Origin of the sequence: Sphingobacterium lactis (assembly GCF_051951495.1) — a bacterium.
Classification (GTDB): Bacteria; Bacteroidota; Bacteroidia; order Sphingobacteriales; family Sphingobacteriaceae; genus Sphingobacterium; species Sphingobacterium lactis_A.
The window spans coordinates 497,673-524,263 of the sequence record NZ_JBNHAS010000001.1 but is presented as its reverse complement, the minus strand read 5'-3'; the positions used below and the strand labels follow the sequence as shown (position 1 = coordinate 524,263).

At 35.2% G+C, this 26,591-nt stretch carries 19 protein-coding genes; 3 read left to right on the top strand and 16 right to left on the bottom strand.

Annotation, left to right across the window (positions count from 1 at the left end):
• Positions 1-100: 100 nt before the first annotated feature.
• Positions 101-442: a hypothetical protein gene (locus ACP6L2_RS02135; protein WP_440507667.1), complete on the bottom strand. Its 342-nt coding sequence runs from the start codon at positions 440-442 to the stop codon at positions 101-103.
• Positions 443-965: 523 nt separating this feature from the next.
• Here ACP6L2_RS02135 and ACP6L2_RS02130 point away from each other — a divergent pair.
• From ACP6L2_RS02130 to arr, 3 genes are all read left to right on the top strand, one after another.
• Positions 966-1,427, top strand: coding sequence for a hypothetical protein (locus tag ACP6L2_RS02130; RefSeq protein WP_440507666.1), 462 nt, complete (start codon positions 966-968; stop codon positions 1,425-1,427).
• Between the two features lie 18 nt (positions 1,428-1,445).
• Entirely contained in the window at positions 1,446-2,006 is a 561-nt protein-coding gene (locus tag ACP6L2_RS02125; protein ID WP_440507665.1) for a cytochrome b/b6 domain-containing protein, read from the top strand.
• 130 nt (positions 2,007-2,136) lie between these two features.
• Positions 2,137-2,580 carry an NAD(+)--rifampin ADP-ribosyltransferase gene (gene arr, locus ACP6L2_RS02120; protein WP_440507664.1) on the top strand — a complete coding sequence of 148 codons (444 nt, stop codon included), beginning with the start codon at positions 2,137-2,139 and terminating at the stop codon, positions 2,578-2,580.
• A 59-nt stretch (positions 2,581-2,639) separates the two neighbouring features.
• Here arr and ACP6L2_RS02115 read toward each other — a convergent pair whose 3' ends face one another.
• The 15 genes from ACP6L2_RS02115 to ACP6L2_RS02045 form a co-directional block, all read right to left on the bottom strand.
• Positions 2,640-3,161: a hypothetical protein gene (locus ACP6L2_RS02115; protein ID WP_440507663.1), complete on the bottom strand. Its 522-nt coding sequence runs from the start codon at positions 3,159-3,161 to the stop codon at positions 2,640-2,642.
• A 108-nt stretch (positions 3,162-3,269) separates the two neighbouring features.
• Entirely contained in the window at positions 3,270-4,673 is a 1,404-nt protein-coding gene (locus ACP6L2_RS02110) for a sialate O-acetylesterase (RefSeq protein ID WP_440507662.1), read from the bottom strand.
• Positions 4,674-4,675: 2 nt separating this feature from the next.
• A complete protein-coding gene (locus ACP6L2_RS02105) occupies positions 4,676-5,902 on the bottom strand; it encodes an MFS transporter (RefSeq protein ID WP_440507661.1) in 1,227 nt (408 codons plus the stop codon).
• Complete coding sequence (locus ACP6L2_RS02100; protein ID WP_440507660.1) at positions 5,902-6,948, bottom strand: galactose oxidase; 1,047 nt, start codon at positions 6,946-6,948, stop codon at positions 5,902-5,904. The genes ACP6L2_RS02105 and ACP6L2_RS02100 overlap by 1 nt, the downstream gene beginning before the upstream one ends.
• Positions 6,949-6,986: 38 nt before the next feature.
• Positions 6,987-7,898: a dihydrodipicolinate synthase family protein gene (locus ACP6L2_RS02095; RefSeq protein ID WP_440507659.1), complete on the bottom strand. Its 912-nt coding sequence runs from the start codon at positions 7,896-7,898 to the stop codon at positions 6,987-6,989.
• A 10-nt stretch (positions 7,899-7,908) separates the two neighbouring features.
• A complete protein-coding gene (locus tag ACP6L2_RS02090; protein ID WP_440507658.1) occupies positions 7,909-9,549 on the bottom strand; it encodes an exo-alpha-sialidase in 1,641 nt (546 codons plus the stop codon).
• 95 nt (positions 9,550-9,644) lie between these two features.
• Positions 9,645-10,337: a FadR/GntR family transcriptional regulator gene (locus tag ACP6L2_RS02085; RefSeq protein ID WP_440507657.1), complete on the bottom strand. Its 693-nt coding sequence runs from the start codon at positions 10,335-10,337 to the stop codon at positions 9,645-9,647.
• Between the two features lie 119 nt (positions 10,338-10,456).
• Positions 10,457-11,719: a sialidase family protein gene (locus ACP6L2_RS02080; protein ID WP_440507656.1), complete on the bottom strand. Its 1,263-nt coding sequence runs from the start codon at positions 11,717-11,719 to the stop codon at positions 10,457-10,459.
• Positions 11,720-11,733: 14 nt separating this feature from the next.
• Positions 11,734-13,623 (bottom strand): exo-alpha-sialidase, encoded by a 1,890-nt coding sequence (locus ACP6L2_RS02075; RefSeq protein WP_440507655.1) that lies wholly within the window; start codon positions 13,621-13,623, stop codon positions 11,734-11,736.
• A 21-nt stretch (positions 13,624-13,644) separates the two neighbouring features.
• On the bottom strand, positions 13,645-15,168 hold the full coding sequence (locus tag ACP6L2_RS02070; protein WP_440507654.1) for a RagB/SusD family nutrient uptake outer membrane protein: 1,524 nt from the start codon (positions 15,166-15,168) through the stop codon (positions 13,645-13,647).
• An 18-nt stretch (positions 15,169-15,186) separates the two neighbouring features.
• Positions 15,187-17,952, bottom strand: a complete 2,766-nt coding sequence (locus tag ACP6L2_RS02065; protein WP_440507653.1) for a SusC/RagA family TonB-linked outer membrane protein — start codon at positions 17,950-17,952, stop codon at positions 15,187-15,189.
• Positions 17,953-17,970: 18 nt separating this feature from the next.
• On the bottom strand, positions 17,971-19,419 hold the full coding sequence (locus ACP6L2_RS02060; protein WP_440507652.1) for a fasciclin domain-containing protein: 1,449 nt from the start codon (positions 19,417-19,419) through the stop codon (positions 17,971-17,973).
• An 18-nt stretch (positions 19,420-19,437) separates the two neighbouring features.
• Positions 19,438-20,961, bottom strand: coding sequence for a RagB/SusD family nutrient uptake outer membrane protein (locus ACP6L2_RS02055; RefSeq protein ID WP_440507651.1), 1,524 nt, complete (start codon positions 20,959-20,961; stop codon positions 19,438-19,440).
• Positions 20,962-20,979: 18 nt separating this feature from the next.
• Positions 20,980-24,198 (bottom strand): SusC/RagA family TonB-linked outer membrane protein, encoded by a 3,219-nt coding sequence (locus ACP6L2_RS02050; protein WP_440507650.1) that lies wholly within the window; start codon positions 24,196-24,198, stop codon positions 20,980-20,982.
• Between the two features lie 10 nt (positions 24,199-24,208).
• Positions 24,209-26,158 (bottom strand): fasciclin domain-containing protein, encoded by a 1,950-nt coding sequence (locus ACP6L2_RS02045; protein ID WP_440507649.1) that lies wholly within the window; start codon positions 26,156-26,158, stop codon positions 24,209-24,211.
• Between the last annotated feature and the right edge of the window lie 433 nt (positions 26,159-26,591).

The window sequence follows — 26,591 nt, the reverse complement described above, 5'->3', positions numbered from 1 at the left end:
ATTTAGATCAATTTACTTGAAATCTACGTAGAAAAAATAGCATAACAATAGCAATCTCGTTCCATTGAAGATGGATAGAATAGTAACTCTTTTAAAAGAGTTAAAATCCTTGCACCCCTTGAGGACCTTTTACATATACTCTTATGGCAGAATAATCACCTTCGTACTTCGCATTCAGTACGACTTCGTTTTCAATCGTGAAAGTTACTATACAGAAGTCCTTTTCTTGACCTGATTGATACTCATAATCATAGGATACTAATTTCTTACCATCCTTTAAAGTTTGAGAACGCATTGGAGGGCCATAAACCAAATAAACATCATCCTCAGGCTTATCCTTCCAAAGAAGCATATAGTTGTCGAAGCGATCATTATAAACGGCACATGAAGAAACCATCATAAGACAAGCCAATGAGAATAGATAAATCGTAATCTTTTTCATAATTATAGAGTTAAAATTTTCCAATTAGAGTGCATAAACAACATAAAAGTTTAAAACAATATTGTTTATTTTAAAATTAAATTTCAGTTAACAAACAATATTATTCTTTATCGATAGATAATTAACAATGGAAATTAAAAAAGAATTAATTATGTTGGAATTTAAGCTTTGTCATTATTTTGGTTTAAACTAGAATCATATAATCATTTTTACATCCTTATCAATAAAGTAAAGAGCGATTTTTCATTAAATATTCAAAATTAACATAGCTGTAGCTATAAAAAGAATAATCAATAATTTGTTGTTGGAAAGGCGCTTTGAAAGTGTAATTCTCATTCGTCATTTAAAGGTAATCCTTGTATCTATTTTGGGTAAAAAAAGTTCAATAAACATAGCTATTCCCTGTTTCCGGCAATTTATTAGCCATTCTTCAAACAGGCATTGGAAAAACGATTTGAATCATATTTGATTACCTAGTTATTGATTAATTTAACCTGTATTAAATACAGTTAAATAATCAGCTATGAGAAAACTAATTATTATTGGCCTTTTGGCTACATCGGCATGGGGATGCCAACAAAAAACAGAAAAACAAGTTCCTACTACCGAACCTGAAAAACCACAACATGAACACGTATTGATTGATGGTGCTAGCCAAGAATTGTCCTTAAACAATGGCGATAAATGGTTAGTAAATGTGGAAATGAGACCTTTTGTGCAGAAAGGATCTGATTTGCTTACTGACTTTGATAAAGCAAGTAATAAGGATGCAAAAGTGCTTGCTACAAAATTGACCGAACAAAATGAACAAATTGTCAAGAGTTGTACCATGACAGGTAAAGGACACGAGGAATTGCATAAATGGTTACTACCCCATATGGAATTAGTGAAGTCATTAGGCAATAGCACCGATTCTGTAGAGACTGCAAATCTTATCGGTCAACTACAACAATCCTATAGTTTATACAACCAATATTTCAAATAATTCTAATGATCAAATAAAATGAATCCTAATCGAAAATTTACAGTCTTACATCGGCTTTTACATTGGATAATGGCCTTTGCCATGCCGGTCTTATTCATTACTGGATTTCTACGTATGTATTGGATGAGTAAGAATAGTATTATCACAGCAGTAGAACAAAACGCTCCTGGTTTAAATAAAGATCAACTCTCCAGTATAGTGAAACTCATAAGAGGGCCAATGTGGGAATGGCATGAATTGTTTGCCCATGTCATGATATTTTCTTTTATAGCTCGTATCATCTATATGCTTGTTAAAGGAATTCGCTTTCCTAATCCTTTCCTTAAAAACCAGTCCTTAAAGGAACGCCTTCAAGGATTGACTTATGTATATTTCTATTTCTTTTTGGCTATTTCAGCTGTAACAGGTATCTGCATAGAGAAAGGTTTCTTTACTGATTATAAGGAAAGCATCGAGACTGTACATAAATGGGGCGTTTATTGGTTCCCAATCTTTATTGTCTTACACTTTGGTGGAATATTCCTTGCAGAACGAGGCATGAAAAGAGGAATGAGCTCTAAAATGATTGGAGGTGATTAATTAGAGTAATGACAAATATTCTGAAGTAATATACTGGAGTTAGATTAAAATGTTATTTTTTTGTTAGATAATATGCAACAGATACATTCGTTGATGTTTTATATTTACGCTTATTACCTAACTCAATAACATGGATAACCCGAACAAAGACCAAAATCAAGAGAATATATTACCAAGTCCTTTTGCCCAAACTTATTTCCATGGAACCAAGTCAGATTTACAAATTGGAGATTTCATTCAAGTTGGATATACTTCCAATTTTATTGAAAAGAAATTAAAACACGTTTATGTTTCTTCTACGCTTCATGCTGCCATTTTAGCTGCCGAACTCGCTCAAGGAGAAGGTAAAGAACGTATCTATTTGGTAGAGCCTACAGGTGAGTTGGAAGATGATCCTAACGTTACAGACAAGAAATTCCCGGGTAATCCCACAAAGTCCTACCGATCAATTCATCCTTTTAAAGTAATTGCTGAAGTGAGTAATTGGAATGGTCATAGTGAAGAGTTTATCAATGAATTTAAAACCGGATTAGCAAAATTAACAGAACAAGGAATAAATGTCATCATTGATTAATAAAAACAGCGTATTCCTGTTTTAGAAATACGCTATTTATTTTATTAGTTATCAATCTCTTATTTTTTGAGATTGAATTCCTTATACATCTTCTCAAACCAGATTTTCTGTGTTTCAAATGTGCTTATCAAACCAGCTTCGGAATGTTCTTCCAATGATTTTAGGATTGGAGCATAATGCTTAAGTCCTATCTTCTTGGCAAAATGTTCAATATCTTCTTCTTCCACCTCATTCTCCCACCAAAATGTAAGCTCTTCTAATAGAACACCATCCCATGTATAACAAGTTAAATCGTCTAAGCCTTGCTCAACATCGTATTTGATATAGCCTTCTCGATCAACATCATAGGCTATAATCTGAGTACTATTAATAGACAATAGTGGAATATAGTTATCAACCTCATATTCTTGCTGATCTTCGGCAGGAAGTTCTAAAATGGTATATGGCTTACTCCAACTATAGCCCAATTCTTCTGCTATTATTTCATCCGAAATATGTTCATCATATATTTCTATTATGGTATCAGTTAAACCAAGTTTAATAATCAGATCGCGGACGTATTTTTCGTTTAGTTCTTCCATAGTATTTTCTCAGTGTATTGTGTGAAGCGTTTTGGGCTTCTTTCAAGATAGAGAAATGATTTGACATTTGAGCAAATATAATGGTCGAAAATAGATCAAAATATTTGATTAAAACGACCAATCATCTGTTCTAAATGGAGCAACAGGAAGTCTATTTTCATTGAATAAATTAGGCATGGCGGTATTACTGAAACCGAAGCGAACAGCAATTGGTTTTTTTACTTGGTCTGAAGACACTATTAGTTCATTCCCTTCAATTTTACCTTTTGCCGGATAAAACTTCTGATCTTGACCTGCAATATATAGTTCTGCTATATCACTTCCTTCGACTTTCAATTTACCATTAAGATGATTAAATCGAATTCTAATTTTATTTCCTTCAATCTTATAATCTTTATAGATTGGCGATTGGTAATCATTCTTTTTAACTCCATAATCATTTACTAATGCTAAATCCGCCAATCGTAAAGCCACTTCCTTTTTCTTTTGTGGGTGTATATTTTTTATATCATCCACTAAATCCGTGACCACAACCATACCTGATTTATTTAAAGACAATGCTGTTTTCGATTGTTGTTCCCGAAGTAAAGCAGCATTTGGTTTTTCATATTTATATTGGAATGGTGCAATTTGAACGAAATAAAAAGGGAATTCTAGGTTCCAAGACTTTCTCCATGAGTTAACCATTCCATGTATTAACTTATCATATCCTTGATAAGAAATGGTGTTATCTTCACCTTGGTACCATAGAGCCCCTGCAATAGGAAAACCTGCAAAAGGGTATAACATACTATTCCATAACACCCCTGGTTGATAAGGTTTTCGAGGAGCGACTTTTTGCAATTCAGCTAATTCAGTAAGTTCTTTATCTGCAAAAACTACTTTAGCAGGAGTCCAATATTCTGCTGAACTGCCACCCCAACTGGAGTTTATTATCCCAATCGGAATATTTAATTCATCTTGCAATTTTTTGCCAAAAAAATAACCTATTGCTGAAAAACTCGCTGCAGAACTTGAATCACATACATGCCAAGAATCGAAAACATTTTCTTGTTCTGATTGAGATGCAATATTACTTATTTGCAATAATCGAATTTTATCATTAGCAATTGAAGGTAGAATGTCCTTCATCTGCTTAAGATTCTGTTCTGCTGACCATTGCATATTGGATTGTCCAGAAACTAGCCAAACCTCTCCCACCAAAACATTCTTAAGCGTAATTTTTTGTTTCTGTGAAAGTATTTCAATGTTAAAAGGACCGCCAGCATTTGGACTTGGAAGCTCTGCTTTCCATGTTGCATTCCCTGTTATGGTGGTATGCACACTATCTTTGGACCATGAAGGTACTAAAGTAACTTTCTGACCAGCTTTACCCCAACCCCAAAACTTCACATTTGTATTTCGCTGTATAACCATGTTATCAGAGAAAAAGTTTGGCAATCTTAATGTTTGAGCTTGAATACTGCATGTTGTGATGAACAAACATAACAATGAAAATAACTGCTTTTTCATAACTAGTTTTTTTGATGAATTCTTACACCAATCAAGGTTAGTGCTACAATGAACAATAATACTGCTAACCATTGGAATATTATTGATAGGCTAATCTGCGCATCCTTTAAAGCACCTCCTAAATATACCATTAAACCACCGACAATGGTACTCAAGAAATTTAGAAAGCCATAGGCTGTTGCTATATAACGTTTATCAACGACCTGTCGAAGTAAAGGCATCAGGTTGGCATCATTAAATCCTCTTGCCAATCCAAAAATCAACATAGCTACGATAGCAAGAATAAATACTTGAGTGGAAGCCATTATAAAAAGGAAGGGAGCTCCAATTGCAAATCCTATAATCATAACATTGACACGACCTTTCGGATTTTTTTGTACCCAACGGTCGGCAATTATTCCGCCAACAATAACACCTATAAATGACCCAACTTGCATATAACCTGTAGCTGAAATACCCGCTTCTCCTAGATTTAAATGAAAATGTTCTTTTAAAAAAGTAGGCAACCATCCATTTACAAACCAATTTGCCATACCTAACACAGCAAAATAAATAAGGATAATATAAAATGAGGGTAGTTTAAAAAGTGCAGAAAGAATTTGTTTGATGGAAAAGTCATTATTGGTTTCTATATTATCCTTAACTTTCTCTTCCTTTTCAACAGGTTTATCTTTGATGAAGTAGATCAATACTAATGAATATAGAACTCCAAAAAGACCAAAAACATGAAATCCATATCTCCAACCCCAAAATTCAGCAATATATCCTCCTAATCCACCTAATGCTAAACCAGTATATAACCCGCACATATGCAATCCGGTAGCCAATGAACGAGTTTTTTGATTATGGTAATCGGTGATTAAAGCCAATGCAGCAGGAATATAGCAAGCCTCACTTATACCCATTAGCAGACGAGTAAGGAGCATTTCTGGAAATGATTGCACATAACCTGTCCATAGGGTTACTGAGGACCAAATAATCACCGAAAGAATAATCACTTTTTTTCGCGAATACCGGTCTGCTAAAAATCCTCCGAAAGGACTGACAACGCCATATGACCACAAGAACACCGAAGTTAATAATCCAAATTGCGCATCTGAAAGATTAAAATCGGCTACTATGGGATCACGCATCGAGGTTATAAGAATGCGATCAAAATAATTAAGGAAAGCAACAACCCATAGCAGGCCTACTAATAGCCATGCATATCTTTTAGAGTTTAAATCCATTATTTTTCTCTTTTAATATTTCCGATCAAGACCTGAGGTGTTCGAATTCCTGGTCTAATTTCTCCCATAGGAATAACCAATTTCCCATTCCAAATGGTAGAGTTAGTGGTTACAGGGAATTTTAATTCAGAAGAACTATTTCCTTCTGGAATAGGGTTATTAAACCATTCCCTTTTTTCTGTACAGAACTGCAATATTTTGTTTGAAAATCCTGGATGATTCTCTTTTAGGTTAGCATTCGCCAATTCACCATCATCACCACCAAATACAAAAAAACTATTAGTTACGGTGTCATAATAACCGGGTGAGGATGCGGCGGCAACAGATTGAGGTAAATCAGTCACTTTTTCCCATAATTCACCCTTTAAGATATATGCATCAGTTAAATATTCACGTTGACCATTTATTAAAGCTACTCCAGATAAAATGAAAGGTTGTTTCCCATTTTCACCAAGAATAGCAAGCATTCTACCTTTTCCTGGTAAAGCAGCACAATCTACCCAACCAGCCTCTGGATTTTTCATGTTTAATTTCCAACAGATGCTTGAAGCTTCCTTAGAGCTCGGTGATTCAATTCCTCCGGCAATATACCAGTAGTCCCCAATTAATATGGAGGCACAATTTGCAATAGGTTTTGGTAAATGATTGATGAGTTTATAAGTCAAATTGTTTATTTCCAAATTCCATGATACTTCATAAACCTCATTTAAATGCTCCAATTCATTACTTCCTCCCGCCATATACATCTTGTTCTCATAGCTTATTGAAGCTCCATATCCCATTGGTTGAGGAAGCGGAGTTCCTTTAATCCAATTTTGTTGAGTCTCATCCTTTAGCATAAAAACTTGATCTGTCCACACTTTTTTACCTCCATTCCAAGGAGCCTTTCCATCTGGGAAGTTTGCTCCACCGAGCACAATAAGTTGACCTTCTACAATACCAGAATAAGCTCCTGCAAATCCTATAGCATCAGGAATAGCAGGCAATTGCTTCCACTCCCAAACAACCTTTTTCCCCTGTCCAAATGTGGTTTGACTAATTATCATAAATACGCATATTTTTATCCATGTTTTCATTGCTCATTTTATGATTGCTGTACTGTTAATAAAAATTTAGATTGGTCTAAATCAGCATACAATTTTTGCTTAATTTCATCTGAAAGGTTTCGAAGTGGTAATCTTGAATTGCCCAAGGCTAAACCTTCTTTTTCCATAATGGCTCGCTGAACAGGTATAGGACCATATTTGACAAGTAATCTTATCATTTCTACTGCATGATAGTGTAATTGCTCAGCCTCTTGGATTTTACCTTCTTCGAATAATTGCACCACTTTATTGTATAACTTTGCACCGTAGTTATACGTGCTTCCAATGGCACCTTTTGCACCTACAGCCAGGGCAGGCAGTAGTAATTCATCATACCCAAATAAGATATCATATTTTCCATTTTTATAATGTAAACATGCTTGATACTCGTGAATGGTTGCGGCGGTATATTTAATTCCTGCAAAATTGGGAATCCTTTCTTCTGCCAATTCCAAGAATTCAATCATATCTATGGCAATTCCTGTAACAGCTGGGATATGGTAATAGAAGAAAGGTGTATTTGGTGCAGCTGCAGCAATATATGCCATACAATCCGCTAGATTTGAAACTGAACTTGGTTTAAAATAAAATGCAGATACAGACGATATATAATCAGCACGATGATTTTCAGCATGTTTAGCCAATTTTCGAGCCTCTTCAATACTGCTATGTCCTACATGAACAAAAACTAACATGCGACCTTGGACTACCTCCAAATATTTTTCAGTAATCATCATTCGCTCTTCTGTACTCAAACTAGGCCCTTCCCCATTAGTACCGCATATAAAAATTCCAGCAACTTGTTGCGCCAATAAATAATCGACATATGCAGGAATAATATCTAAATTGATTTCTCCATTCTCCTTAAAAGCAGCAAACGTAGCGGCAATTAATCCTTTTATCTTTTTCATGTATGTAATTTTAGAGTAGATCTTTAATTGAAACTTGTTGAAATACGAGGTCGGCTTGGCTACTTTCATACAATACTCCTACTGTATTTTCATCTACCGAGGTGATGCAAGAATATCCCCTACTTTTGCCTTCATCTAACAACACCTTGGTTTGCCAAGTTTTTCCATTGTCTTTGCTAACTTTTAAGGTAATATTCACACGGTCATATTTTGAGTTGGGATTACAAAAAACCAACATGGTTTTCTTTTCCCCATTTTCTATATATTGATGTCTGTGAATGCTGGCCATACAGGTAGGTTCTATTAAAGCATTATGTGAAGTGGGATGTTCAGTCCAAGTATTACCTAGATCGGAAGTCGTAGCAATTGCACGACCATTATCATCACCCTTCTGGGTTGTATTTAAATTGGATCGCATATTGAGCATAATACTACCATCTTCTAATTCTACTGCCATACACTCGGTAGTCGATCTATCTAAGGCTGGTTTAGAAGTCTTCCATGTCTTACCTGCATCCTTACTATAAGTTATATTGGAGAATGCCTTACCATTGTTCAATCTTCCTTGAGTAGGAATTACAAGTGTACCATCTTTTAACGTTATCCCATGTCCTGGAGCTGGTGCCCATAACCACCAATCTTCTTGTTTACACATCTCTGTTAAATTGATGGGTTCTGACCATGATTTCCCGTTATCTGAGCTCTTTACAATTAAGAATTGCGATGTTTCTTTAATACCAAATCCCGGTTGTGACCCTTTAGTCTTCCATTGATGGTTCCATATCTCCTTACCATCCTTAATGCCTGGGTACCAATCTCCTTTTTCATCAATTACTCCATACATCCATAATCCTGCGATATAGATATCACCATTATTTTCATCCAATAGAATATTTGCATCAGAAACCCCATTAAATTTTTCGGGTAACCCGCCAAATTCTTTCATATCCATAGCAATCTCCATAGGTAGCCATGTTAATCCTTTATCCAAACTTCTAGAGACTGCAATATCCATATGGCCTTGTAAATCTCTACCCGATTCATATCGAGCATCGTAAATAGAAACTAAACTTCCGTCCTTTGCAGTAATTATTCCAGGGATACGACTGGTATGCACATTGTCTTGTTTATGGCGGCGAACTGCTACAGCTAATCGATGACTACTGATATCTTGCCCTTTAAAAATCATCCTTTTTCCATTCAATCGAACGTAGTTTTGCTTTATGTTAAACTCTTCTGTCAATTGTTCTGCCTGATTAGCTTTAATGCTTAACCAAAAAGTATTTAAGCCAGATTTTAGATCAACATTGAATTTTATTGCATTTTGGCCTTTTTTAGCTTTTAATTCAACCAAACGCTTATAATTATTTTTGTTACTAGACTTTAAAAGACTGGTATCTTTTATGGATTCCCAAATTTCAATTGTTTGAATAGATTTCATTGCTGTGGCATCCAAGTTATACCCTATTTCTAATTTTTGATTGGAGAGATCCTTATTAGTCGAAATTTGAATTTTTCTAAGAACATTAATGTCTTGGTCAGCTAGAATTGGTGCAGTTATAACTTTTGAGCTCAATGTAATTTGTTGTCCAAACAACACATTAACACTCGTCGTGACTAGTAAGAAACAGCTTAATAGTATCTTTTTCATGAATTAGTTGATTAGGTTTAATAGTACTTTTGTACTACATTAAAAATCGCAAAAAAAATATAAGGTATCCATAGATTCCTTATATTTTTTAAAGGTTAAGGTTTTAAATATTCGTAATGAGGTCTTAGGTGCTCTCGCATGGCAAGTACAAACTCTTCCTTTGTACCACTTTTTAGAATTTCCACTAAATCTGCGTGGGTAATGTTTGATCGAATACTTCTATTTTCATTTTTGATGACATAGTCAAATACAGGTAGAAGCATAATTTGAAATCTTTTTAATGTTTCGTTACCGGTCATTTCATATAATTTACCATGGAACGAGATTTCGCTATTGACTCGAAATACGTCTGTTGCAGCAGGTTTTTCTTTTTTTACGATGGCTTCCAATTCTTTGATATCAGCTTCTGTCTTTCGAAGAAACAATAAGTCTGCAAGTCCCGATTCGAGTACTAATCGTAACTCGAATAGGTTTTGCAAAGTGGCATTATCCATCAATTGTGGATTTAAAACCCGTTCAAAAGATCCAAGAATATCAGGGCTAGTTAATGTCATACCTCTCTTTTTCTTGGATTCAATTAGTCCCAACATTCTAAGTCGACTAAGGCCTTCTCGAAGTACATTTCTACTTACAGCTAATGCTTCTGAAAGTTCCATTTCTGTAGGCAATGTATCTCCCGCTCTTAAACCTTTCTTATCTAAGTATTCCCGAATTTGACTTTCAACTAAATCTACTCGGGTATTTACTTGGATTGGTTTTAGGTCATTCAATAAATCTTTTGTTGCCATAGTCAACTCTTTAAAAAAAATAATATGTTCTACAAAATAATATAAAAAGAATCTATTAATCTAACAATTTAAACAAATTGTTAAGTCATTATAATTTGGATTCTTTGTGGGTATTCATTTTAAGGCTTCGTAATCCAATTAACATTTACATACTGAAAGTCAATGGAATGCCTTCTATTAATAGCTGCACCTGCAGTTGGTTGATTTACTTGTTCGACCATTAATGCAAGCTCTTTATCATTGATTCTAGTCATACTGGTATAACCTCCATAACCTAGCGCACATAAGTCATTTGGTTCTATTCCTTCGTACTCTAATTTCTTTGAGGCATACCAAGATTTACCATCATCTTTACTTAGCCTTATTATCATCTGACAACGATTAGGCATTCCATCGCCATCGTTTGTTGCTGGATTTAAGAATGCAATTAGATTAGGTTGGAAAGAAAGTCTCAAAATAGAGCCTTGGCACCTGGGATCTATTAATTTGCTATCTGCTATAAAATTGGAAAATCCTCCTTCAATATTTCCTTTTGAGATATATCTAAACTTTCCTCTATTCCATGTTCCAAGCACAGCACGATCATTGCGCATAAGCAAACCACTACTTAATTCGACAATGGATCCCTCAAAGGTGTTTTTGGGAATACGTTGATACTTCCAGGTTTCCCCATGATCATCACTGTAAATATTACGTTCACCTGCAGGGATAATTAAGCGACCTTTATTAGGTCCTTGAGCAATTTGTATTCCTGATCCAGGTCCTACCGCATCCCAAATAAAGTCTTTCGGGAGTAGCTCTTCTGTACGATCAATAGGAGTTGTCCAAGTTAAACCATTATCATCAGAGAAAAGACTATATACCTTTCGATCTCCCCATTTGCTAACAGCCGGATAATCCTTACCGTTAAAACTGCCTCCATTTTGACTGTGAAATTCACTGTTCCATGATACGAATAACCAAACACGGCCTTTCTCTTCATCATTAACAATTGTTGGATTACCCCAAGTCCCCTCTCCAGTTCCGATAACCACTTTAAGGGCGGACCATGTTTTACCATTATCTGTGGAAATTTTTGATACAATATCAATATCTCCATAATCCAAGCTAGTATGTTTTCTACCTTCAACTAAGGCTATTAGATTTCCGTTATTTGACCGACATAAACTTGGAATTCTATAAGAATGATATCCTTCTTTTCCTTGTTCAAAAAGACGAAGACTTGCATAAATTTTACTTGTATCCTCCTCGCCTTCTAACTCAGTTTCTGGTTTCTCAAAATCCCCCATAGATAGCATCCCTGTACCTTCTGTTTTACAGGAGCTAAATAATGTTAAACCAATATATGTCAATAACACTGTAAGCATTTTATTTCGTTTCATATCTTTCCTCCTGATCATTTGATATAAGTGACAATACTTTCATATGGTGTACTTACTCCACCATCGGAAGCAATTAATACCTTACCATTATTCAAAACAACAGCATCAATATTACCTACTGGTACAACATAATTATTATGTGTCAAGTGTTCAACAAGTGGTCCTATCTTATTAAACTCAGCTCCAAAATTCTCACTGGTATATAAAATTGGTGTGTTGGCAAAAACTGGACTCATACCGTAAGTTCGAGGATCAGAAGCTCTATTTTGTGGTGTGATGCAGAATAATTTACCATCAGAATTGGACACAAAAGCTGCAGGAAAAGTATGTCCAAACTCTCCAGTAACCAAACCATTAGAAAAAGTTGCAGGTTTTGTCCAAGTTACTCCGGCATCAGAACTGTAGGCGACTAGTTTATTTTTAGGCGTAACAGCAGTATGTGAGAGCAGCATCATTAATCGACCATCATTTAATTCAACAATGGAAGGACTACGCAAATTTGTCCCAGATAACATACTAACTTTCCATACTTGACCTTGGTCATCCGAATAGGCTACTCCTGCTTGGTTATTATCGAATTGAATTGGCATCAATAACCTTCCAGATTGAGATGTGTTTTTCATGGTAATCCCATGACCAGAAACATGTTGAACACCGATATTAGTCAGTTTAATTTGGGATGTAATATCTTGTTCAGCAGACCAACTTTTACCATTATCCTTGGAAACTCGTTGATATATCCTCAGTTGAATTGGATCTAGGTTATAGGTCGTACCACTTAATAAATAGCCTATTTTATTGTAATGTAGTATTACATCACCATTTTTAGCTTTAACTACCTGCGGATTTGCATAGGTCAAATTATTGGATTCACCTGCAACAATTTGTTTTTCTTTACTCCATGTCAATCCTCCATCAGTTGAGGTTTTAAGAATAATATCAACATCACCTATTGCCCTACTTGTTTGTGCTACCCGCATTACACTATTATCATAAGCGCCTCTTCCTTCAGCAAACATCAATATACTTCCATCATTAGCTGTAACTAAAGAGGGTCTTTGAATGAAATTATAACCTTGTTCTTTTTGAGTGTATGCTTGATTATAAGAATATGTATCTGAAGCTTCGAAATAAAAATCATGAATAGTTAAAAAGTTTCGCCATGGTCTTATAGCTGCCGGGTAATAATACAAAGCTTGATCAGGCAATTGCATCTTAAAACATAATACTCCATTGACCTTGATATAGAATAAATTATCAACAATAACCGTTTCAAATTCTGCTGGGATTCCAGGAGTAATGACTTCATTTACTGTTGGCCAACCTGCTTCGGGGTTAACAGTGAAAGTCCGTTCATATAAATCTAAAAAGAATTGAGGGGCAATATTTGAAAAGCCATCAAAGCCAAATATAAATTCTTTACCATTCTCCCAACTATTACCCAAGACAATACCAGCTGCAGTACCATTAAAAGTTCCTATACTTGCCTTAAAATACATGTAAAAACGATGTCCTTTTCCTACTGGCAAAAAAGTCTTAGATACAACCCAGTTATTTCTATAGCTATTTTCTCTTCCCCCCACATGATCAGCATTGGTAACAGGATAAGGGTTTCGATGTTGAATCAACCGCATACCGTTAGACTCCTTAATCCATGACAAGGTATCTCCTGCTGCATAAAAATCTGTAAAACCTTTGAAAAGAATCTTATCGTCCATTGCATTGCCATCTTTCATTAACCATACCCCAGCTTGTCTATCTTTGTCAAAAGGAAAAGGCAAGCTATCTGGTAAAACCGTTTCTTCTTCAAATGGCCCAGGAAATCCCCAATGTTCCTCTTTATAACAACCCATTAATAAAAAGAATATGCATAGGAAAGTAAATTGAATGCTTAATCTGTTCATAATTTAATCTTCTAAAAATTGTTAATTAGATTGTTTACCTGGAATGAACCAATTTTTCTGATCTGATAATTTATTGTAAATATCAGTCCGCATCTCCCCATTGTATTTTCGGGAAACCTTATCTGCCAAGATATTTTCACCAGCAATATTAGACCATAACATCAAATCGTACCATCGCTTCCCTTCAAAGGCAAACTCCCTTGCACGTTCATTGAATATGATCTGCATCATCAAAGTTTTATTCGTATAATCAATATCAGTTGGGAGATACTTTACTAATCCTCTAGCAGTACGAACCATGTTTAAAAAATTAAATGCTGAGGCATAATCATTGAGCTGCAGATCTGCGATTGCTTTTAGTAACCAAGCATCTGCAGAACGGAAAATCTGCCAACTAGCAATACTACGGTAGGCTGGACGCCTTGAGGATACATTATCTAATCCAATGTATTTCCAGATTACTGTATCTTGTTCAAAAACCTTAAAGCTAAAGCTAGTTCTGATGTCATTCCCTTCATAAGCAAAAATGCTATTAATCACCTGAGATGCAGGTTTTAAATAATACTTACCCCCTTCTGAGGCAAGATTAGATGTAAATTCTTGCAGACGATTAGTTTCAAAGCTATTATCAAAACGATATCCTAGAAGAAACATGCTATGTTGACTAGCAAAACTTCCTGTAAATTGGCTTGGCCATGCACCTGCTGTACCTAAAGAATGTTGATTATTCGTGATTGGTGAGTTACAAAATGCTGAGGCCGTTCTATATTCACCCAACCAAATAGCTAGTTCAGCTGCAAAAGTAGCCGCTGTCGGCTGTGAGATTCTACCATATCTATCTTCAGAAGGTAAAGACTCTTTATTCCACTCAAAATTTAATGGTATCATTCCTAATGCTTTCAAAACATCATTATAAATCATAAGCCAGATCTCTCGCTTATCTTCGGGAAACTTCTGAAGGCCTGGCAAATCCGTAATTTTCAAGTTACTACTACCACTTTTTACTTGTATTCCTCGCTCATCCAAATAGCTGATATCCTCTCCTCTTTGAGAGCGAATAACTGGGAATTGATCAAATGTTCTTACTAGAAAATAATAACATAATGACCGAAGTAATAATGCCTCAGCATAATAGGCATTCGCAGCCTTGTCCAACAGTTTATCATCATAGGTTGCCACATCATATACAAAATCCAATTGCCGGTTGCAACGAGCGATAGTTTCATACAGACCATTATAATCTGCGAATGGATTTTCAGCACTAACATTGTTCAAGACAAATTCATTAATATAAGGTTGAGGTTCCTCCTGACCTGAAGTTACCATATCCGCACGAGCATCACCCCATAACAAATACTTATGAACATCTTTACTCATCGCAGCATACATCCCCAAAGCAGCCGCATTTAAATCCTCTTGGCTCTTATAAAAATCCTCTTCGATAATGCTGTTATAAGGCTCAATTTCGAAGAACTTAGAACAAGAAACTAAAACACTTGACCCAACTAGTGTTATCATGAAATATATGGCTAATCTTAATTTCATAGTGTTGTCGTTTTATTTTTAGAATGATGCTTTAAGACCTATCAAGAATGTTCTCCCCATAGGTGAAGCTCCAAAATCAATTTGTCGAAACATAGGATTGTTTAACCCATTAATCTCTGGGTCAAAGCCTGAATATTTCGTTATTGTAAGCAAATTTTCTACGGTTCCATACAGTTTTAACCCCTTCAAATAAGTATTGGATTCTGCGATCTTGAAGTTATAGTCTAAGGTGATATATTTTAATTTGATAAAACTTCCATCTTCTACCCAAAGGGAGGATTGAGTTGAATTTGATGAAGGATCATTTAATACCGCCCTACTTAATCCATTTCCTGGCTTTTCTTCAGAAAGCCACCGATTCATTACCGCAGGATCTTGGTTTGCATAAGTGTCCATAGCGTGCATCTGTTGTTTGAAGGCATTATATATTTCTGAACCATAGGAATAATTAAACAAAGCACTTAAACCCCATTCTTCATATTGCAAAGAAGTAGATATATACCCAAACATTTTTGGTAAAGGGGATCCAATTACTTGTTTATCCAGATTGCTAATTTTACCATCTTTATTTATATCTTCCATGATATAATCCCCAGGTTTATAATCTGTACCATCTGATCTTTTTAGATTGATAGAAGTAGCATTATCAAATACACCAAGTACCTTATACCCATAAAATGAGCCTATTTCCTCTCCTTCTTTGGCAATACCTGAATAACTTCCCATGCTCTGTACAATACTTCCGTTTGGTAAGGAAAGCACCTTATTATCAAGCGTATTGACTGCAATAGATAAACCCCACTTGAAATTATCCTTCCTTATTATATCAGCATTCATTTCTATTTCAATGCCTTTGTTTTCTAATGACCCTGCATTTTCAAATAATAAACCTCTGTTTTGTTCATTATTATTAGAAATATTCTGCGTAATTAATCCATTGGTTCTTTTTAAGTAATAACCTGCAGATAATCGCAACTTGTTTTCAAATAGTGCCAGGTTAGCTTTTACTTGATAATTGTCAACTAATTCTGGTTTTAAAGCAGGGTTAGCTATATTTCCTAAATATGTTCCCCCATATCCAAAATAATTGACTGGGTAATATTGTCCGTAATGATAAAAGCCTCTAAGTTCATGGTTACCTGTTCGATTATAACCAAGTTCCAAATCCAGTTGCCTTTGATTATTATCGCCTAAAACATGAAATTTTGTTAAAATTCCTGGATATAATTGCCAACGTGATTTAGAGGAAAAATTAGAAGATCCTTGCATGTTGAGATATCCAATAACATTAATCCAATCTTTCCAGTTTAAATCTGCTTTTCCAACTAAAGTCATTAAGTTCGACCTGAACTTATTGTTAGAAGCACTATCGACCACTCCTTGGCTAAGCGTTTCAAAATCATCTGTTCCTGCATTTACTTTGCGGCCAAAGATTGATCGCTCTTCGTAGGTTTCAACTGCAGTACTTAATTGTAGGTTATAATTTAGATCAGGGTTTAACTCTCCCCAATTGCTAATTCCGGCTTGCCAATTGAGCAAGAATTCACTCGAACTTCGTTTACTATTCTGTCTTATCATATAAGTATCAGGAACAATTCCTAATGCCGGTCTATATTGTTTCTCCGAAAGATTAAAATAGGATACGGATAGATCAGAGAATAATTTCCATGTATCTGAAATCGCCCAATTTACACCCATAACTCCATCAATTCGGTTAAATTGATTTTTGTTCTGCAGGTTATTTACTAGGGCTAATGGATTACTGAAGCCTAAAGTATCAACTGCCGCAAGTGATTTTCCAACTTCACCTGAACTGGTAAAAAAGTTAGTTCCTAAGAATGGTGCTTTAGCACTAGCTATATATAGTGGATGGATATCATAATTGAAACCTTGCTCATGATATTTTGCACTAGTATTGGTGTAAGAAAGGTTATTATAAATACTAACTTTTGGTGTTATAGTATAATCTAAATTAAACCTGATTCCAACACGATCAAAATTATTGTTTTTAATTGTACCATTTTTATCCGTATATCCGACAGAAAATAAGTAATTGGCATCTCCGTCCCCTCCTTTGAGTTTAACGTGATAGTCTTGATAAATTCCTTGTTGACGGATCAGATCCAACCAATCAGTTTGTTGATTATACATAGGATTAGTATCGGAAAATATAGGATGATTATTTAATTCATCAGCGCTCATTCCTTCCTCTTCAAACCTACTCCATAAATAAGCTTTCATCCCTTGCGCATCTAACCGTGGCACAGAATAGTTGGCAGGGGTAATTCCTCCTCGCACCTGAACATCGACTTTTGTACCACCAAACTCGCCACGTTCTGTCTTAATATTTAAGCCACCTGCCGAGCCCTTACCACCAATGATAGGCAAGTCAAACCCGTTTGAAATTACTTCTATGGATGCAATATCATTCGGATTCAAAAATCCTAGACGATCATGTTCATAATTTGAAAGAAAAGCAGGATAACTACTGGAAAAACGCATTGGAATTCCATCAATATATATAATGGGTGAACTGTTGAGATTAATACTTGATACACCCTGTATCATTAGAAATGCGCTTGCTCCAATATTTCCATGGTCCATGATTGAAATCTTACCCATTCCATACAATTTTCCTGCAATGGAAACCGATGATGAGGGATAATTGGTCAACCTTAAGCTATCCTGTTTTAAGTCTGTACGTAAAGTGTCTTGTGCATAAACAGCATTCATAGCCTGAACACTAATCAAGAAACCAAAACAGCAATATTTTATAAGCTTCATATTCATCTTAATTCAGGTTTATTTAATCGGAATTAATTCAAGGATATCAACTAAAAGATCACAACAATATCCAGGAGATTTATTGGATCCAAAATCAAGAAATACAAAATTGATCTTCACATCTGAACGTTCTTTGACTTCTATATCACCGCAATAGTTGTAAGCGAAATAGGTATATTCCTCAAAATCACCATCTTTCTTTGAGAAGTCGATAAACTCCTTAATAATTTGGTTATTATAAATGGTCATATACTTACCTCTTGTAGCAGCAAGTCTTTGCATGACACGGATTCTGTATTTCCCTGCAGGAACATCTGGAACTGTAGTCCAAAAGTAATCCCCAGCTTGAGTAGCATCAAATTGAACAATCATTAGTTTCTTGTCCTGATGATAGCTTTGTGTTCCATTGTTTAACTTTATTGATGCTGGCGCTTGTGTAAAAACATTTTGAGCACCATAGCTACTTCCTGGTGGATATAGATTAAGACGTATCTTAGCAGGCTGAGAAGGAGTTATTTGTAATAATGTGTCTAAAGAATGATAAATTCCATTCTTTCCAACTTTGTCAATTCCATATTCTGCAGTCTGATTAAACTTAAACTTTCCATTGACAAAGTATTGTCCGTATGTGTTTAAGGAAAAGGACAACGATTCCTTATTATCTAAAGGATAAAACCGTTGAGCAGTGAGCAGATTCATATAATACCCTGAATCTGGAATGATATGATAGGATGCCCACTCTTTTAAGTCAGCAATGGATGACTTATCAAATTTCGATTTTTCTAATGCTTGGTCACTTTCAATTAAAACTGTCGCTATACTATCCTTTAAATATTTGGTCAATCCTGTCTCCTCAAAAATGGAAAGCATGGTTGTATATTTCCCATTTTCTTTTAACATATCAAATAGGCTAGCAGTAGGTGGTACCAAAACTGCATCTAACACATTTACATAGCCATTATTTAGATTAACGTTGTTTTGGATAATAGTGGAAATGTTATTAAGTCGAATAGCCTCATAACTACCACTTATATCGGCAATAATATATTTTCCATCGTAAGAAGATACAGCAGGCAATGGTCCATGTACAAATTCATTGGTGTTAATCTTCCGATCCAACAAATGATACTTGAAATAATTTAGCCAAAAAGCAACTGGAGCATCTTCTATTTTCTTGATTGGTTTACCATCAAAAACTAAATGTTCAAATAGTTTTTGGAATGCACTATTATTAGGAACAAACAGTGTATAAGTTCCAGCAGTTTTTAGCAGACTTCGTTGACCCACATATTCAACTAAAGATTTAAAAGTACTTAATTCTGCTTCCCCTTCTAAATAATCCATTATTTGAATCTCATCTGTGCTATCATATCGAGCATCAGAAAAATTCTCTTTACATGAATACATGCTTAGACCCACGAAGAGAAATAGTAGGATTAAAAGGTTGCCTTTTATGAGCTTTTTCATATCTCTAAATTTTGCAGGTTATTTATTTTTATAATATTCTTTTTGAACTAAAGCGGGATTATTTTCCAACTCCGTTTCATGATAAGGTAAAAACCAACTCTCAGGATTTAATAATCTGGCTCGAACGACTTGATAGGATAACTTGAGCGGATTATTTTCTGCTGACTTTTCTAAGAGAACATTTACAAATTCTGGTCTTCTACTTATTCTTATAGCAGCAAACCATTCTTTCCCTTCAAACCCTAATTCCATTTCTCTTTCCATCAATAAATAACGCATAAAGTCAAAGCCAGTTCCCATAGCCCCAGAAGGTATAGCTGGCAAATCACAATGTTCTCGAATTATATTAATTCGTTCTTCGGCTTCAGCATATCGATTGAGCATAGCTAAGGCTTCTGCCTCCATAAATAAAATTTCTCTATAGCGATAAAATATAAAATTGACATTACGCCCACCTGCTGGTCTATAGCTTTCTACATAAGGAGTCTGTCCAACAAATTTGTACACTTCAAATCCACTGCCTCCCGCATAGGAAACTGGAGTCCGTTTATAAGAAGAATGATTTTTTAAACGAATAGTATCTGCACTCCAATTGATTTGATCAACTGGAGGATATAATTCAAGACCATAAAGTTCTATGTTTGTAGAATTAGCCAGATACTTATCCGCTGAACCTACAGCCTGAAAATGTGCAAACCATCCATAAATTGGAGATGAAAATCCTGTCTGTACATATTGGTATTCAAAAATACTTTCAGCACTATTACCCGGATTAAAAATGCTGTACCAATCTGCGGGATCAACTAATTTATCCCTATAGCTATTTAATTGCGAAGTTAAATTTAAAGCTTCTTGATATTGATTCCGCCATAGTTTGACATCTGCCCAAATCGCTCTTACTGCATTTTTTGTAATTCTTCCAAAGCGATCATTGACTTGTGTAAAATCCTCCGCCACATCTTTCAATGCTTTATCTAAATCTTCTTCAATAAAATCCAAAACCTCAGTCTCATACATAGCAGCAGTATTGAATTTCTGAGCATCCGATTCGTATGGTTCCAAAATAATTGGCACATCTTTAAAAGCGCGTACTAAGTAAAAATAATTCAATGCCCTTAGTGCATAGGCCTCACCCATCATCATTTGTAATTCACTTTCTTTGAAAGTGGGATCATTCTGTAATGCTGATGGAGCATTTTTAATAAATGAATTTATCCATGTAATTCCAGTATAAACAGAGGACCATCTGGTTAATCCATTCGTAGAATAGATGTCGTGTGCCATGAATTGCCTATAATCTCCTGTAAATGATTCACCCGATCCTGGTGCATATAGACTAGATCGACTATCTCCCCAAACTAGAAAGTTATTTAGATTATTATGTAATGCGGAATACATACCGTTCCTTGAGGCAAGTACTTGTTCTCTATTTTGCCAGTATTCATTGTGTACCAAATTATCTGGAACTTCTACTTCCAAAAACTTATCACAACTGGTAAACAAGAACAGCGTAAGAAAGATACTATATAATGACCTTTTCATTTTATCTTCAGCTAGAGTTTATAAATTAAATCGGAAACCAAATGTGTACTGTTTTGGAGGTGCAGTATAGCTATTATCTATCCCAAATAAATAGACTGATCCTGTAATTGGCACCTCGGGATCAACCCCTAGGTAATTGGTCCAGGTTAATAGATTATACCCTGTAACAAAGAAGCTTAATTGTTTAAAACCCCATCGTTTTAACAAATTATTAGCATCATAAGTAAAGGATAGCGATTTCAAGCGGACGTAGGAGCCGTCTTCCACCCATCTTGTAGAAGCGGCCCTATTCCAATCGCTACTTGGTGCTGCTTTTGGCATATCGGTCTCATCACCTTGTCTTCTCCAACGAGATAAAATAGATTGTGATTGATTTTTAGAGTCCGACATCTCCTCCATAATAATACGTGAACCATTGATGATATCATTCCCAAATTGATATTGAAGGTTTAGGCTGAGGGAATATTGTTTGTAGGTTAAAGTATTATTCCACCCGCCAAAAAAACTCGGGTTGGCATTACCAATTTGTACTCGGTCTAATAAGTTAATTACCCCATCTCCATTAATATCATCATATCGCATATCTCCACCTTCAAATTGGTGCCCCGTTACGGATCCATACCGCATAATCTTTGGTGTAATACCGTCTGCTTCATAAATTAATTCTCCTCGATCATCGCGTAAGAATGCATCTTCATCTCTAGCATAAACTCCTGTTGCTCGGTAACCATAGAATGCACCTACAACATCACCTTCTTGCAGTTTGGATGCAAATCCATTTCGACTTGTAGAGAAAGATGCTGCATCAAAGTTTTCCGGTAATTTGATAAGTTTATTTCTATTAAAGGAGATATTGAAAAAACTCTTTAATCTTGGGCGATCTTTATCTCCTTTTAATATATCTGCTGTAATCCCTAATTCAATTCCACTGTTTTCCACAGTACCAAAGTTTACATATTGATTCGCATAACCTAAAGTACTAGATAATGATTCTTTTAACAATAAATCATTAGTTCTACGACGGTAAACATCAAATTGTCCTGTAACACGATCACCAAAAAGTCCCCAATCCAAACCTAGGTTATACTCCGTAGTTCGCTCTTCCTTAATATTTTCATAAGCAAATTTCTCTGGATAAATGTAGGTCTCACCCAAATAACCCACCCTAGTGGCATATGCAATATCATAGATGTTATTAATTTTCGGAAGATTTCCGGTAATACCAAATGCAAATCTTGGTTTCAAACTAGAAATCCATTTTTGCTCCGCAATAAACTTTTCCTTAGTCATATCCCATGCTGCACCAATAGCAGGAAAAATACTATATGGATTCTTGTCACCGTAACGAGAATCACCTTCAGTCTTACCTGTTGCAGTCAAGAAATAACGATCATTTAGCGCATAATGAGCTTGTAGGAATATTCCTAAATAGCGTTGATCTGAAAAAGAACCCGTGGTGCCTGTAATACGAGCAGAAGCATCTGCTGAACGTAATTCCGGAGATGCCCCGTTAAAATACCTGATCTCCATATTATTTGCCTTATCTACTGTAAGGTTAGCAACTCCAGTAATTGTTAATCGATGTTTTTCTTGTTGAACGGCATTCCAAATTAAACGGTTACTGTTATTAACCAACAATTGGTAACCATCCGACTGCATTCCGGCGTTGTAAAAGCTTTCTCCAGGTATGGCTTGTGTGGCATAACTAGGCAAAAAATAATCATCACCAGATTGTCTAAAATCCGTTGAAACTTGTGTTCTAAATTCTAAAGATTTTAAAATCTTATAATTCACAGAGGTACTTGCCATAAGACGATTGGCCTTCGACAAGAATTGTGAATAATCAATCAAGGCTAACGGATTAAATCTTGAGAAGAAGGAAACCGTATTTCGATCTAAAAAATAGTTTAATCCATTCTGAGAATAAATAGGATAATATGCTGGAATTTGCCTTGCAATTCGAAGGGGATTCATTTCATTATCCGAGTTGATATTATAAGGATGTTTCGTTCCTCTTTTATCCGTTAAGGAATTAGTATAGGTTAAATCAGCAGATACCGATAATTTATCAGACACTCGATAATTTAAATTAAAGCGGGTATTGAATCGGTCATAACCAGTACCTTTAGTGGTCCCATATTGGTTGGTGTATCCCAATCCCCAATAATAATTGATACGATCTCCACCCCCACTTAATGAAGTATTATATTGCTGATAGGTACCAGTTCTACTGATAGCCTTTAGCCAATCCGTATTGTTATTGAATTTCCATGCATCTGCTCGCGTCATATCTCCTCGCAATTCTGGTAATGCAGATCCATCATCATTTCCTCCTGTCCATCGTTCAATTGAATAAATTCTATGCTCATCACCACTTAACATAGGAATACTTCTAGGAACTTCTGAAACCGTAATTCTACTATTAAAATTAAATACAGGCTTCCCTCTTTTACCTCGTTTCGTACGGATTACAATAACGCCATTCGCTCCTTTCGATCCATATAATGCAGTTGCTGATGCATCCTTTAAAATGTCTATTGAGGCTATATCTGATGGATCTAAGTCACCAATAGGACTAAAACCAAAATCCGAAATACTCTGAACAGAATAATTATTCCCAATGACCTCAGCTCCATCAATAATCCATAGAGGATCATTGATGCCTGAAATACTGGAAATACCTCGAATACGAATAGATGCTGCAGCTCCTGGATCTCCACTGTTAGCCACCACTTGAAGTCCTGGTGCCATTCCTTGTAAAAATTGATCGACAGATACGACAGGTAAATTCTCAATCCCTTTCATATCCACTGAAGCTATGGCACTTGATAACTCTCTTTTATTAATATTTACAAATCCCAAATCGGCCTCACGTTTTCCTTGCCCAACAATTTCTACCGCTTCAATTTGGGTATTATCAACTTCCATGATTACCCGCATGCCATTTCGAGCACTACTAATTAAAAATTCTTTCTTTTTATAGCCAACCATGGAAAACACAATCTTTTTAGCATTATTTGGATAACTGACGTGAAAACTTCCATCAGCTTCACTCTTAAAAGCTGTCAAGATCAAGTCTGAATTACTCACAACCAGAATTGAAACATTCTCAAAAGGCTTACCTTCTGCTTGATCAAATACCCTTCCTGAGATTGTATTTGTTTGAGCGGAAATAGAAAAACTTACAAGATTAAGTATGAGGGTTAATATTCCCAATAAACTCCAATTTTTGTACATGATTCTAAGTCTAATTTGCTAATAAAACATTATTGATTTCATGCAATACTCCATTGCTACCTTGTTGATTCATTAAGGTATTTAATACAGATGCTGTGCTCTTATTTGTGCTAACCCTAAAGGTATTCCAAGCACCTGTGAATTGTAAATTCTCACCATTTTTATTGGTAAGCTGACCATTGAATACCCCATCTGTAAATAAATACCTGTTAGTTACAATATGCCTATTTACGATAGCTTTAGCATCCGTTACATTAACTTTAGCAGGATCAATTCCTGCAGCGAGCATAGCTGCATTGGATGGTGCAAAGATTGAATACACGAAAAAACCTGTTAATTGTAGCTCAGCTACTAAGCCTGCCTTTTCCACTAAGGCTGCAAATCTTGACAAATCGCTTTGAGCCTTAATTTTTTTCCATACAGTTTGTTCTGGATCCAACTTATCGATTGGTTTTAAAAAACCATCAATTTCAAAGATTGCTCCCGTAGGTTTAACCCACACAGGTTCACTTTGAACTAAACCAACAGAATTTCCTGAATAGTCAATAAGCTTATTATTCTCAAAAAGGATATAGCCATAATCTGTTGGATAAAATCGTCTTTTAAATCCCCCGTCGGCATGAACATCAAAATGAAAAATACCTGCTTTACAAGATTGCAATCTAGCCTCTAGAGTAAGCGCATCCATATCTTGGGCAAATGGTGAGCCCCAAATTTCATCACTCTGAACTAATAAGGTTTTAGGACTATGCTGATAAAATAATGCATCTATTATACCTGATCCCAAGCCTCTATTTTTAACCATCCAATACCATTGACTATACTTTTTATACATCATCAGAATCCCCGATAACACACTGCTCATCTCAGGTGATTCCATCACTCGGTTGGTTTTGTATATAAAGGAATTACTCGCTGCTGTATATCCTGTAATTGATTCCAAGGCTGGGTTGCCAAAACTGATAAAACCAGTCAATGCACTCCATTGAGGTTGATTTCTTTTTAAATCAGATGGATACCATAAATTAGCATGAACACTAGAACGAATCAAGGAGTACATAACATGCTTGGGAACCGAATCCAAAGTGTTATCAATTAATCCCATATATGGTTTAAAATATTCTGTAATAGCTGCATTGGTTGGAGCAAACAAGGTTGATAAGGTATTCTCGTCAGCTAAATTTCTACCGAAAGAGAAATTTTTATATAAGTTTGTATCTAAAACACCATTTTCATCAACTTCACCCAATACAAACTGTGCATGTCTTTCTATCCAAGTGCTAAAAAGTGAAAGATCAGGATCTTTGGCTATCGCCAAATCGGTTCTTAAATTTGGAAATAACGCCTCCTTTAATATATGTACTACTCCATTTCGAGCATCAATATCATGTTCCTCCAAGGAAATTGCCACACCATCAATATAAAACCCCGCAGAACCCTCTTTCCCATATAAAAAATTAAAATCAGAGGCTTGTACATCGAAAAATGAAGGCGAATAAATTCTAATATTTTTTCCAGGTTGTTTACCTTCAGTTCGTGTCCTATAATTGGTTATTCTAGATTTATTAATTTCTGACGTTGCTGACCGGTATCTCTTTTCTAAATCGTAGGTATAATACATCCCATTGATAAAATGATAATTGATATAAGCACGGACTTCAGCATCCGGTACTTGCTCCAATGAAGGATATTTCAAGTGATCAATAAAATAAGCCTTTACAAACTCATCCTTTGGTGCAATACAGGTAAAGATGGCTGATTCACTTAAAGACTTTTGCAAACCAACTCGATCAATAAGACCTAAGAAATCATTGAATCCTCCCTTCTCTTCCAAAACTCCTAAAATACTCCTGCCGAGTGTACTTTCTGGATTATAATAGTCATTAAACTTCTTATTACAGCCCTGAAGAACTATAAAAATTTGCAAGAAGACTAAAAACCAAAATCGGATAGCTTTCATGAAAATAAGTGTTAGGTTAAACCCTGGTTAATGTCAAGTATTCGGTTAAAAAATACAATGTAATACACAACTATGTTGTCGTTATGTCCTACAAATATAATTATTAAAAACTATTTTCCAAATTATGGAATAGAAAATTTTATTTATTTAATTGAAAAGTCAAAAACCTGTAAATTAATAGATTAAAAAACATTAGCAACAGAAAAATAATATAAATGAATTGGTCTTATACATATTCAGACAAACTTATTTATTATAAAAAATTGATAATTATAATTTCTTCAGCATGATAAAATCAATTATATAGTGTACCCAAATTTTTAATTTTAGCTCTTCAGATTAGCTTAAATGCTAATAGAAAAAGAGTATACATTAATCGATTTTAATAAAAACAAAAGGATATCAAATACACAACTTATTTTCCAAAACTTAT